The 12,022-nt window shown below is 60.2% G+C and carries 9 protein-coding genes and 1 pseudogene; 3 read left to right on the top strand and 7 right to left on the bottom strand.

All coding sequences use genetic code 11. The annotated features are described in order from the left end of the window. The first annotated feature begins 82 nt into the window (after positions 1–82). Positions 83–1,141, top strand: a complete 1,059-nt coding sequence (locus tag ACWDTF_RS23405; protein ID WP_370530226.1) for a BtrH N-terminal domain-containing protein — start codon at positions 83–85, stop codon at positions 1,139–1,141. A gap of 349 nt (positions 1,142–1,490) precedes the next feature. Here ACWDTF_RS23405 and ACWDTF_RS23400 read toward each other — a convergent pair whose 3' ends face one another. From ACWDTF_RS23400 to ACWDTF_RS23375, 6 genes are all read right to left on the bottom strand, one after another. Beyond that, positions 1,491–2,240, bottom strand: a complete 750-nt coding sequence (locus tag ACWDTF_RS23400; RefSeq protein ID WP_449755151.1) for a TetR/AcrR family transcriptional regulator — start codon at positions 2,238–2,240, stop codon at positions 1,491–1,493. A 91-nt stretch (positions 2,241–2,331) separates the two neighbouring features. Then, on the bottom strand, positions 2,332–3,237 hold the full coding sequence (locus ACWDTF_RS23395) for an alpha/beta fold hydrolase (RefSeq protein ID WP_311278394.1): 906 nt from the start codon (positions 3,235–3,237) through the stop codon (positions 2,332–2,334). After that, on the bottom strand, positions 3,227–4,300 hold the full coding sequence (locus tag ACWDTF_RS23390; protein WP_449755150.1) for a 2Fe-2S iron-sulfur cluster-binding protein: 1,074 nt from the start codon (positions 4,298–4,300) through the stop codon (positions 3,227–3,229). The genes ACWDTF_RS23395 and ACWDTF_RS23390 overlap by 11 nt, the downstream gene beginning before the upstream one ends. Further along, complete coding sequence (locus ACWDTF_RS23385) at positions 4,297–5,166, bottom strand: SDR family NAD(P)-dependent oxidoreductase (RefSeq protein WP_004021763.1); 870 nt, start codon at positions 5,164–5,166, stop codon at positions 4,297–4,299. Before ACWDTF_RS23385 ends, ACWDTF_RS23390 begins: the two co-directional genes overlap by 4 nt. Before the next feature lie 47 nt (positions 5,167–5,213). Further along, positions 5,214–6,734 (bottom strand): flavin-containing monooxygenase, encoded by a 1,521-nt coding sequence (locus tag ACWDTF_RS23380; RefSeq protein ID WP_004021764.1) that lies wholly within the window; start codon positions 6,732–6,734, stop codon positions 5,214–5,216. Between the two features lie 161 nt (positions 6,735–6,895). Beyond that, positions 6,896–7,864, bottom strand: a complete 969-nt coding sequence (locus ACWDTF_RS23375) for an AurF N-oxygenase family protein (RefSeq protein ID WP_004021765.1) — start codon at positions 7,862–7,864, stop codon at positions 6,896–6,898. Between the two features lie 133 nt (positions 7,865–7,997). Between ACWDTF_RS23375 and ACWDTF_RS23370 the strand changes: the two genes are divergently transcribed. Continuing rightward, positions 7,998–8,336, top strand: a complete 339-nt coding sequence (locus ACWDTF_RS23370; protein WP_004021766.1) for a DUF4873 domain-containing protein — start codon at positions 7,998–8,000, stop codon at positions 8,334–8,336. 82 nt (positions 8,337–8,418) lie between these two features. Further along, positions 8,419–11,508 (top strand): MMPL/RND family transporter, encoded by a 3,090-nt coding sequence (locus tag ACWDTF_RS23365; protein WP_449755149.1) that lies wholly within the window; start codon positions 8,419–8,421, stop codon positions 11,506–11,508. Between the two features lie 192 nt (positions 11,509–11,700). Here ACWDTF_RS23365 and ACWDTF_RS23360 read toward each other — a convergent pair. After that, positions 11,701–11,871 (bottom strand): annotated as a pseudogene (locus tag ACWDTF_RS23360) (integrase core domain-containing protein); the annotation flags it as partial. Between the last annotated feature and the right edge of the window lie 151 nt (positions 11,872–12,022).

Raw genomic sequence — 12,022 nt, 5'->3', positions numbered from 1 at the left:
TGCCCGCTCGAACACCCGTGCCACCACCTGTCGGCCAGATCCCGTCGCCACAGTGTCCACCACCACTAGGGAGACCATGACAATGTCCGAGTCGTTGCTCGACACCTATCCACACCGGATGGGCGGCCATTGCGGCTCCAGCGCGATGCGCGACTTGATGGAGTGGTCGGGACTAGGCTTCGACGGGCCACCGAACGAGGGTCTGGTGTTCGCTCTGGGCGGAGCACTCTCGCTCACGTATGTTCGCACCGACGCCCTCGTGCCGCCGTTGTATCTGGTAGGACGTGGTCCTGACTTCGAGATGGACCTCCCCCGCCGTCTCGGCGCTACGGTGGAGGTCCGGTCCACCGACGATCCCCAGCTAGGGTGGGATCTCGTCCGCGACGAACTCGACCGCGGCCGGCCCGCGCTCGTGTGGGCCGAAATTGCTGAATTGCCCTACCTGCGCGTTCAGTTGCGCATGAGTCGCCACGATATCGTCATAGTGGGCTACGACAGCGACGCAGAAATCGCTTACGTCGCAGACAACGATCGCGTCGAAATTCAACAGGTTCCCTTCGACGCGCTGGCGCGAGCCCGACGCTCGATGACCTTCCCCGAGCCGACCCGACATACGCTCTTCCGCATTGACTGGCCCGAGGCGCTACCGTCAATCGCCGTCGTGGCTGCGGAGGCGTTCGCGCAATCTGCGGCATGCATGCGCGCGCCCGCAGGATCCACGATCGCCGGCCCTGTCGAACACTCGGGGACACACGGAATAGACGCAGCCCTAGCACTATCCTCTGACGTGGTGCTCTGGCATGAGCTGCCCTCCGACGTGCTCGAAGTCCACCTATTCAGTCTTGGTGCATTCATCGAGAAGGCAGGTACGGGTGGTGGCCTGTTCCGACGACTACTCGCGTGTGGCTGCGACGAGATCGCCCGACTGACCGGCGATGCTGCAACCAGCGACCTTGCCAGAGATGCTCACCGAGCGGCTGCAGCATGGACATCAGTCGCTCAGGCGGCCGTACACAAGGGCTCGACCGCTGCTACCCGGCTCGACCACGTCATCGAGGCCGCGGCGGTTCTAACTGACACTGAGTCGAGCCTTGCCACCTCACTGGACTCCGCCGCCAGATCCCTAAGGTCCGCCGTTTAGAAGAACTGCCAGCACCGCATCGGTGAGTGGCTGGCCCTAGCCCGGCCCTTTCGCATCTGGATCGACTGAGGTGGGTCGCTACCGGAGTCCGACGGGGTGAACCACGAGATCGTGGGCATCAGTTCCTACGAGTTGATTCGGTCCTACTGGTCGCGCCAGACCTGGGGCCTGACTGGCTCGCCGGCTTCATCACCGGGGGCGACGTGATGACACTAGATCAGGTGGTAGACGACGAGTCGTTCGACCCGCCCATCCGACACTTGGACAAGTGCTCCTCGCGATAAGGAACACAGTTGTGATCAAATACTGAGGGCGGAGACTGGGGCGGCACCGTCTCTCGCGAGCGGGATCAGTCTAGTCCGAGGCGAGTGGCGAACGCGGGGTCGCCGAAGGGCCTGTCTCTGCGGAAGCGAACGCCCAGTGTGGCCGCAGCGCCGTCAATGATCCCCCACGACGTCTGATAGAGGTGCGCGGAGAACAGGTCCTTGCTCATTCCATTGAGCCGACCGTGATCGATCCACCATTGGGTAGCTGATAGGCCCGCCCCCAAGATGGAGGCCACTACGACGGCGACGAGGGACTCGTCGGCACCGACCGATTGGAGGCCACGGGCGAACTCGTCGGAAATAATCTCCATTGCCGATCTCAGTTGATCCGCGGCCCCTCCCTCACCGGACTCAGAATACTGAAACATGTGGTTCGTCATGAGGAAGCGGACGACCGCCGGATGCTCGTCGACTAATGACACGTATGCGGAGATCGCTGACCGGAAGAGCTCGTCGACGGAGTCCTGCTGTCCGGAGAGCAGAGTTGACTGTGCGGACTCCCAAATCATCGAACCCAAACGTGCTGCCACAGCGGAATAGAGCCCAGCTCGGTCACCGAAATGGCGATAGAGCTTCGGCTTCGACACCCCTGCCTCTTCCGCGAAGTCGTCCATGCTCACAGCGTCGCCAAACTTCTCGATCGCGCGTATCGCCGCGTCGACGAGTCCAGCCTTCACGATAGCGCGGTGGTCGTCCCAACGCGTGCTTCGTGCATCGCGCACACGACGTTGCACTTTCACCGGGGCTGCGGAGATTCGACGGACTACAGACATGACCCTCCACACTATCAGGATGGATGACCGTCGCCCCAATAAGCACGTGGGGCACGCATGCAGTCGGCAGAGACATGGGTCGAAACGAGCTTCAAGCGGATTGGTCTAATCTGGCCACGGCTGAATTGAAGTCTTCGACGGCCTCTAGGTTGGACATGTGACCGACCTTGTCGAGAAGAGTGAATTCAAATAAGACGCTCTGCCGGCCCAGGCGCGCTGCGAGATCCACCGAATGGGCCGCTGGGGTCAGCCTGTCGGCATCACCTACGATGACCGTCGCCGGCACCGTCAGCGAGTCGACCCCCCTGGTGACGTCGATTGTCGCCAAAACTGAACCCCACATCCCGCGCACCTGTGGTGGGCATCTCAACACGATGTCGGCGCACTCATCCACTACCTCAGCAGTCGCACCTGGGCCCAGGGTTCCGTAACGAATCAGGCGGCGAGACAAACGCGTGTCCTGCATCTCGGGTCCGGCGACCGCAAGACTAGCCGCGAAGGCCCGTTCAAGTCTCGGTCGTAGCTGTCGGGGAACTTTGAGCAACGTTGACCGATCCACCAACTGTGATGGCCCGGTGCTTGCCAGTACTACTCCGCGGGCCAGCTCGGACACCGAGGCTGGGTACTCAGCTGCCCAGCTCATGATGGACATACCTCCCATGCTGTGTCCGACCACGACAGCCTTGTCGGTGGGAGTGGCGACCGCCCGAACTACGGCCTCCAAGTCATCGGCCAGAAGTCTCGCCGAGAACGGTACCCGGCCCCGGTCACTCCACCCGTGTCCGCGTTGGTCGTAGACCACTACCCTATGCGTCCCCGCGAACTGCTCGATCTGTGGCCGCCAGAAACGTCCCTGACAGGCCCAGCCGTGACTAAAGACCAGAAGTGGAGCATCCTGGCCCGAGCCGAATTCCTGGGCGAACAACCTGGTTCCGTCGGAGGATAGGACCTCGAGGTGCCGCGATCCTCGCGATTCGCTCGCTATCTCAGAGGTCATCGAAGCTCACCGTAACTGCATCCGTCAGCGGAAGTGCCTGACACGCAAGCCGTTCACCGTCGGCAATGTCATCTTCAACGAGGATGTGGTTTTGTGCCATTTCTACATCACCCTCGACCAGCTTGCATACGCACGCGCTGCAGGCCCCTTCTCGGCAGGAGTACGGGGCATTGTGGCCTTGGGCCAATAGCACGTCGAGCAACGGAGTGTTGCGCGGCCACTCAGTCGTGATGGACTGCCCATTCAGATAGACTATGGCGGTCGCCACACCATCGTCGTCACTGAGATGACGCATCGTGGCTGTGTCGAACGGATCTCCAGTCAGTGACTGAAAGACTTCTCGATGTACCGACGAGTGCTCGACACCGCAGGCCTCCGCCGACTTCTGCACCAGATCCATGAACGGCGCCGGACCACAGGTGTAGATCTGTGCACCGCGGTGCTCACGTATGGCGGATTCGACATTTTCAGGTGCCGGAATCCCCATAGCCGACTCCAACCAGTGGAAGACCGTGAAACGCTCGGGGAACTCGGAGGTGATCTGCGCCAGTTGGCCCTCGTACATGATCGACTCGGCATCGCGATTCGCGTAGAACAGTGTGACCTCGCCCCCACCGACCACAAGGGCCGACTTAATCAGCGACAAGACCGGAGTGATCCCACTTCCTCCTGCAAAGAATAGAAAATCGACGTCGAGATTCTTCGCCGTGAAATGCCCTGACGGCGGGAGGACGGTCAATTCCATTCCCGTAATCGCGTTATCGCACAGCCAGTTCGATGCGTAACCGTTCTCGGTCCGCTTGATGCCGATCTCGAGACGGAAGTCGTCGACGTGAGGCGAGCTGCTCAATGAGTAGCACCGTGCGACATGACCGGTCCGATCAGATGGGATCTTGACGGTGATGAATTGCCCTGGGGTATGCTTGAATTCCTCGACCATGGCGTCGGGGATTTCGAACGAAATGGTAACGGAGTCTTTCGTTTCCTGGATCACTTCCGAGACGGTTAAGGTGCGTGAGCGGGCCGCCGCGGCAGCCGGACGTGAATCGGGTTCGACGGTCACTTGAGGATCCCCTGTCTACGTGCGACCGCGTAACCCGCTCGTGTCAGTGGCGCCGCGATGTCCTGGTAGCGGGGACCGATCACCCGTGCCACGAAGTCGAAACCGCGGGCGTCCGCACCGATCAGCACTCGCGCTCTCTTCTTGTCCATACCTTTGAGGATTGTCGCCGCTGCTTTATCCGGGGTGCTTCGTGCGATCCTGTCGAACAGCGAGGCGACAGTCGCGGTGTCTGCCCCCATGGCGGAAACGCCTCGGGCATTGTTGACGATGTTGGTTTTTACACCCCCCGGGTGCACACATGTCACTGTGACCGGGTATCGACTGATTTTCATCTCCTGTCGGAGCGCCTCGGTGAAGCCTCTGACGCCGAATTTCGCGGCATTATAGGCGCTTTGGCTGGGGATTCCGATCAAGCCGAAGACGCTCGACGTGTTAATGAGATGTCCGTCCCCGGACGCGATCAGGTGAGGCAGAAACGCCTTCGACCCGTTAACGACTCCGCCAAAGTTGATGCCCATGAGCCAGTCGAAGTCTTCCCAGCTCATGTCGACCACGTCGACGCCCAAGGCCACGCCGGCGTTGTTGAACACCATGTCGACGTGGCCCGACTCTGACCGCACTCCGTCGGCATAGTCCTGAAAAGCAGCGCGGTCCGCAACGTCTAGTACGGCGGCGGTTACCGTTGCCCCATGCGTGGTGCGGCAAAGTTCTGCAGTCTCCTTCAAGTGCATCTCATCAATGTCGGACAGTGCCAGTGCGGCACCTCGCTCCGCCAACTGGAGTGCCAGAGACCGACCGATCCCTGACGCGGCACCGGTGATCACTGCCACCTTGCCGGTATAGTCATGCCGATTAGAACTGCTCACCGTCGTCCCACCATCTCTTCGAATCGTGTCTCTCCGTGCGTTCGGGCTCAGGCGATGTCGTACTCGGCGGGCTCGAAATCTTTCGTGGCGCGCCAGTACTGCCATGTGAAGCCCGGCCACACGGTCCGGTTGACGCCCTGCGAGTCGAGATACCAACTCGTGCAGCCGCCGTTGGTCCACACTCCCTTGGCCAGCTTCCGCTGGATGTCGGTGTTGAACTGTTCTTGCACGGACGGGCGTACGTCAACCTTCTCAGCGCCTCGGCTTTCTACTGTGTCGATGGCCTTCATGATGTATTTGATCTGTTGCTCGATCATGAACACCACTGAGTTGTGGCCGAGGCCCGTGTTGGGTCCGAGGAGGAAAAACAGGTTGGGAAAACCCTCGGTCGTGATGCCCAGGTGCGTGTTAATCCCCGTCTGATGCCAGTGGGACGGGAGATCCTCGCCAGTGGCACCTTTCAGGGCGAGCTGATCGAAACCATCAGTCACGTGAAAACCGGTCGCATAAATTATAACGTCCACGAGATGCTCGACACCGTCTGAAGAAATGATGGAATCAGCGGTCACCTTCTCAATCCGATCGCTGATGACAGTGGTGTTAGGTGCCGCAAGCGCCGGGTAATAGTCGTTTGACCCCAGAATCCGCTTACAGCCGATACGATACGACGGGGTCAGTTTCTTGCGCAATGCCGGATCAGAGATGGAGCGTTCAATGTTCCACCGAGCGACCTTTTCAATTGGCCGCATGAGGTTAGAGTGACCGTTGAGGCCGAAGGCCAGGCTCTCCGCACCCCAGTACACCGACCACCTGGCGATACGACGTGCAATCGGGAGTTTACTCAGAAGAGTCCGCAGGGCCGGCGGAACGGAGAAATTCTTGCGGGGTAGGACCCAGGCAGGGGTTCGCTGGAAGACCTTGAGGGACATGGCCTCCTTCTGCACGAAAGGTACAAACTGGATAGCGCTGGCACCAGTGCCGATCACGGCGACACGCTTGCCCTCCAGATCCACCGAATGATCCCACTGTGCGGAGTGAAACGCTTCGCCTTTAAAGTCCTCAATCCCCGAAATTTCGGGAAAATTGGGGATATGCAGCGCACCGACTCCTGACACCACGAACTGAGCAATGTACTCACGTCCGGACTCAGTACGCAGGTGCCACCGCGACTCCGACTCGCTCCAGTATCCAGAAACCAACTTCTGACCGAAATGAATCTTTTGTGTCACGCCACGCTTATCCGCGACATCCTGTAGATACCGCTCAATTTCTGGCTGTGACGACCACACCTTCGACCAGCTACCTCGACTCTCGAATGAGTACGAGTACATCAGCGACGGAACGTCACATGCACAGCCCGGATAGGTATTGTCGCGCCAGGTCCCACCGACGGAGCTTGCCTTCTCCAGAATCAGAAAATCGCTATACCCGCGACGTCTAAGCTGCGCGGCCATCCCGAGACCAGAGAACCCGCTTCCAATAATCAGAATCTTGGTCGAAATCGGGTCGTTGGTTGAATCCGTCTTGGCGGTTGCGCGCGAGGCGCGCCGGGTAGTCGATGATGCCATGTTTATGCTTTCTCCCTCGTAGGTTGGATCGCACAACACATCACCTGCGCACAGTGGCGGCAGGTGATCTGTTGAGGCGGAAGTGATCGCGAAGCCATCGAGAATGCTCCGCACAGGTCTAACTGATGTCGATCACGACGGCTCGGCCGCGTGAACGGAGATCAGCGAAGATCGTCGGGAAGGCTCCGCGTCGCACGCCACATGGCCATTGTGAACTTGCCTTCCAACATTCCCGCCTCATGGAAGAACCGAATCATGGGCTCCGACATAAATTGCAGGTTGGTCCGATAGTTTGGGCTGGTCTGCTGCGCCCACACGCCACGCCAGCGACTAATTCCCACTGCGGGGTACACTTTCGGATTAATGAGCAGCGGGTACGCCAGGTTCGCGATGACGGCAAGCACCCCTCGGTGCCAAGCGCGCGTCGCCTTACGACGACGCTGCATGCCTTCGATCATCTCCAGTCGCGCAAAGGTAATGTGACGGGCTTCCTCAAGGACGTGGATCTTCATGAGCTGGCGAAGCTGAGGCTGCATACTGGGGTCGTTCATCGCCTCGCGCTGGGCGCGGTCCAGGATTTCCTCGATCAACAGCGTAGCTCCAGACACCGACGGCCCGAGAGGGACGAAATGCAGGATCTTCGCGAAGCTCAAGAAGCCCTTAGGAAGCTTGTAGGGGGGCACGCCCGTCTTGTTGATGAGGCGCGCGAACATAGTGGAATGGCGGGACTCATCGCCGATCTCTGTCAACGCGTATAGAGACTTCTGATCGGTTAAAGCCCCCTTCGCCGACATGCGCAGAAGCGCTGAACTCAACAGATTCTCTGCGTAGATGCCGAAACTGAGGATGCTCACGATCTCATGGCGCCCCAACTCGCGACGCTGCTCCTCAGTCATCTTGTCCCACAGCCTGGTGCCGTATAGCGACACTCGATGCTCTGGCAGAAAGCACTTGCCTTCCTCCCAGGGCGACTCCCAGTCGATGTCGATCTCCGCGTCGTAGAACTTCTCCGCGGAAGACCGCAGCAATCGACCCGCAGATCGTTCCATGTCGACGGGCTTACGCCCGTTCACCCGAGCCATGCCCTCCTTCGAAAAGTCGGGGTTCATCTGGACATCCTGCACGGTCATGTCTTCTCCTCGGTCGTTCAAGGCTGGGAGTCGGGGCCTGGCGCCCAGTACCCATTACTCATAGTATCTGGTACTGCTAGTATCCACGAACTGCGATATTTGTCAACGCTCAGTGCGAAGAAGGTAGGACTGCATGTCTGACGACCATGACCTCGACTACTCCGGCGAAGGAACCCTGGTGTGCCGCGGGGCGGAGATCCATGTCGAAGCGAAGATCAAAGGCTATTTCCAGCCGCTGAACGGCCTGTACACCTGGTATGGCCGGATTCAGAAGAATGATGAGCTCGACGGGCTCCTGAAAGGCGCCCGCGCGATCGCTGTATTTACGACCCCCGAGGGCCGAGCGGAGTGTGTCGTCGGGGATCCCGACTTCTGGGGCCGATACCGCATCTCAGGCAAGAGCACTCCGCCATACCACCTGCCCACCACTCTCGAGGAAGTCGAGAACATGGTCGAGCACCACCACAAGTGACAACCATCCACCGCCGCACGGACATTCGCGAAACGGGTCCGCACGATTGGGTCGCCCACTTCAGGTCGAGAGGATATTGCACATGGTGAGTTCGTCTCCCATTCGAACCCGCCCGTCGAGAGGGGGCGAGAAACTCGGCGAGTACAGTCCGACCCTTGAGCGGGTTGCATGGTTTACCCTCCGCCGCAAGGGAATTGTGACGCTGGTCTGGCTCGGCGCCGCCATCGGCTTAGGCCTTCTCTTTCCTCAACTGGAGTCAGTGATACGGGAACAATCTGTGGATCCGATCCCGGCCGGAGTCCCGTCTTTTCAGACCTTGGACCGTATGGGTGCATCTTTCGACGAGCGCGGCGCCAAGACCACAGTATTCGTTGTGATGGAGAACAGTGCAGGCCTGTCCGACAACACCCGCGATCGATATCACGTGCTTGTCGACACCCTGCGGGCGGACGACAGGCACGTCATCGCTGTCCGGGACCTGCTGAGCGATCCCCTCACCGCAAGTCAGGCTCTCAGCAAAGACAAGCAAGCCTGGTATCTGCCCGTGGGAGTGGCCGGCACACTCGGGGGACCCGATACCGCGGAGGCGGTCGCAGCGGTGCGTGAGATCGCTGAGAGTATCTTTCGTGACAGTGGGACGACAGTCCGTGTGACAGGCCCGCCCGCGACCTTTAGCGACCAACTCGCCGTGGGCGAGTCGGATCTGGTCCTGATCACTGTTGCCACCGTGCTGCTGATCGCCGTGATCCTCCTGATCGTCTATCGTTCGGTCTTCACCGCGCTGATGCCGCTGCTTGTCGTGGGCATGAGCTTGGCTGTGGGTCGCGGAGTTCTATCTGGACTGGGCGAGCTGGGCATGCCGGTATCCCAGTTCACGTCAATGTTCATGACCGTCATCATCTTTGGTGCCGGAGTTGACTATTCGGTGTTCCTCATCAGCCGCTATCATGAAGGTATTCGAGCGGGTTACTCTCCTGATGTCGCTATCGCCCACGCGAATGCAACTATCGGCCGCGTGGTTCTAGCGTCGGCGGGCACTGTGGCCCTAGCGTTCCTGGCTATGGCCTTCGCCAAGCTCAGTGTGTTTAACACTTTGGGTCCGGCCTGCGCAATCGCCATAGCTTTCGCATTCTTGGCGACGGTGACATTGCTGCCCCTCGTACTCTCTTTCGCTGCCAAGAAAGGCGCCGGCCTTCCCCGCCGTGACCTGACGCGGGATTACTGGAGAAGAGTCGGAGTCATGGTTATCCGGCGGCCGGTCCCTCTGCTCGCGATCAGTGTGGTCGTGTTGATCGGCCTCGCCATGGTCGCCGCAACAATTCAGATCACCTACGACGATCGCGAGGGGCAGCCACCTGACACAGGGAGCAACGAAGGATACGCGCTTCTCAACCGCCACTTCCCGAAAGACATCATCATCTCAGAATTCTTGGTGGTGGAGTCCGAGAACGACATGCGCACGGCTCAAGGCCTTGCCGACCTCGACCAGCTAGCCTCCCGCGTCGCGCAGATTCCCGGCGTGACCAGGGTCATTGGCGTGACGCGGCCGACCGGTGAGAAGCTAGAGCAGGCGCAATTATCTTGGCAGAATGATCAGATCGGTACCAAGATCACCGAGGAGACCGGTGATGGACAGGCCCGCAAGGGTGATCTGGCCGTCCTGAAGACGGGGTCAGAGCAGCTCGCCGGAGGCCTGGCACTGTTAGAAGACCAGATATCCTCCAACCTCGCTCCGCTGTCGGGGTTGCTCGACGAGGTGTCGTCATTTGGCCCGCAGCTCGACGAGTATCGGCCGCTTGTGAACCAACTGGCGAACGCTGCCCCAAGGCTTAGACAGTTTTCCAAGCAAGCGCCCGAGCTGTCTCAACTCGCACGTCGGGCCCAGTCTGCGGCAGATGCGGTCGCGCCGGCGTTGTCCGCGTTAGACAATCCGTGGTGCCAGCAGATCGCGCAGTGCTCGGCACTGCGCGCGCAAATGGCCGACATCCGGGCACTCGCGGATGATCAGTCGCTTGGGAGGGTGGCTGACTTTGCCGCGCAGCTCGGCCGCGTGAGTGCGCCAGGCTCGACCAACATTGCACAGCTGCAGCGTTCTCTTCAAACGCTGGATTCTGCACTACAAGCCATCGGCGGACAGGACCTCGGGAACAGGCTCTCGCAACTCGAATCCGGCGTCGGCGCACTTGCCGACGGCGCGCGTCAGTTGTCGAACGGAGTCGGTGCTCTGGTGGACAGCAACCTTCAGCTACTCAGTGGACTGGCACAGGTCGCCGCACAGCTTCGGGCTCCCGCACGGGAGGTCGGCGATTCTGACTCGGCAACCGGCTTCTATCTCCCCGCGGATGCGTTCAAGGACCAGCAGTTCAGTCAGGTCGCTCGACAGTTCATCTCGTCCGACGGGAAAACCGTGCGCTATGCGGTACAGACCGCCTACGACCCATACTCTGCCGATGCAATGACGCTGGCGAACGAGCTGTCCAGCGTCGCCGAGAACGCGATGCCGAACACCACTCTGGAGGGCGGACGTGCTTCTGTTGCGGGCTTTCCTGCGATCAATGCCGACGTCCAGCGACTGTTGTCGTACGATTTCAAACTGCTCGGCATAGCCACACTTCTCATCGTGGGTCTGATCCTGATGCTGTTGTTGCGGGCCGTCGTTGCACCGGTCTATCTCCTTGCAACCGTCGTCTTGAACTATATGGCGGCTCTTGGTATCGGTGTGCTCGTACTTCAACACATCCTCGGTGCCGGGATCGCCTGGCCAGCTCCACTGGTGTCGTTCATCGTCTTGGTGGCGGTGGGCGCTGACTACAACATGCTGCTGGTCTCACGCCTGAGAGAGGAGACGAGAGCGAGCGTGCGGGTCGGAGTAATGCGTACCGTCGCCTACACCGGTTCGGTGATCACCTCGGCCGGGTTGATCTTCGCAGCCAGCATGTTCGGGCTGATGGTCGGCTCCATCGATGTGATGGTGCAAATCGGGTTCATCATCGGTGTCGGTTTGCTGCTCGACACGTTCCTGGTGCGGACCTTAGTAGTCCCGGCACTAGCGGTGCTGCTGGGCACTGCAAGCTGGTGGCCGGGTGACATCGACCGCTTCCGGCGCGCCCTGGGACCATCGCAAAAGACACGCGGACGGACCCATGGGGATCTGACAAGCGTCGGTCCCTGAACTTCCCGACCATCCCGTCAACAGGTAAGGATCGGCATAGGGCATGACGCGGCACGGTCGCTCGTGATAGACGAATTGCGTCCGTACAACGCTAGACGGTATGGGTGACTCCACGGCGATGTGTTGGGGGTTGCGGGCCGGAGCCTCACGCACAGGGACTGAACGACCCGAGGTTTTGTGCCGCCTCCATTGTGGGCTGGTCCTCGGGCCGAGGCCAGAGTAGTGGAGCGTTTCGAACTCGGTCGGGGGGATCTGGCCGATACTCGAGTGCAGCCTGCTGTTGTTGTACCAGTCGACCCAACCAGCGGCCGCGAACTCGACGTCGGAGACGGTCTTGTACGGGCTGGAGTGGAAGATCGTGGTCCCGCTGTACGCCGGCGGCATGACGTTGCGCGATATCCAACACCATTTGGCCGCCATGGCAGGTCCCCGATAACCGGTCCAGTCGGTGCTAGAGCCAGTTCTTTCTTGCGGTTGGTCAGTCGATCTCGCAGCCCACGGGGTGATGCCGGTG

The organism is Gordonia sp. NPDC003422, assembly GCF_053588675.1.
This window is presented reverse-complemented; position numbering and strand designations above follow the sequence as displayed.

Excerpts from the sequence above, each read along its gene's own strand:
- ACWDTF_RS23365 (WP_449755149.1), top strand. The coding sequence starts at position 8,419 with ATGGTGAGTTCGTCTCCCATTCGAACCCGCCCGTCGAGAGGGGGCGAG.
- ACWDTF_RS23380 (WP_004021764.1), bottom strand. The coding sequence starts at position 6,734 with ATGGCATCATCGACTACCCGGCGCGCCTCGCGCGCAACCGCCAAGACG.
- ACWDTF_RS23395 (WP_311278394.1), bottom strand. The coding sequence starts at position 3,237 with ATGACCTCTGAGATAGCGAGCGAATCGCGAGGATCGCGGCACCTCGAG.
- ACWDTF_RS23370 (WP_004021766.1), top strand. The coding sequence starts at position 7,998 with ATGTCTGACGACCATGACCTCGACTACTCCGGCGAAGGAACCCTGGTG.
- ACWDTF_RS23375 (WP_004021765.1), bottom strand. The coding sequence starts at position 7,864 with ATGACCGTGCAGGATGTCCAGATGAACCCCGACTTTTCGAAGGAGGGC.
- ACWDTF_RS23405 (WP_370530226.1), top strand. The coding sequence starts at position 83 with ATGTCCGAGTCGTTGCTCGACACCTATCCACACCGGATGGGCGGCCAT.
- ACWDTF_RS23400 (WP_449755151.1), bottom strand. The coding sequence starts at position 2,240 with ATGTCTGTAGTCCGTCGAATCTCCGCAGCCCCGGTGAAAGTGCAACGT.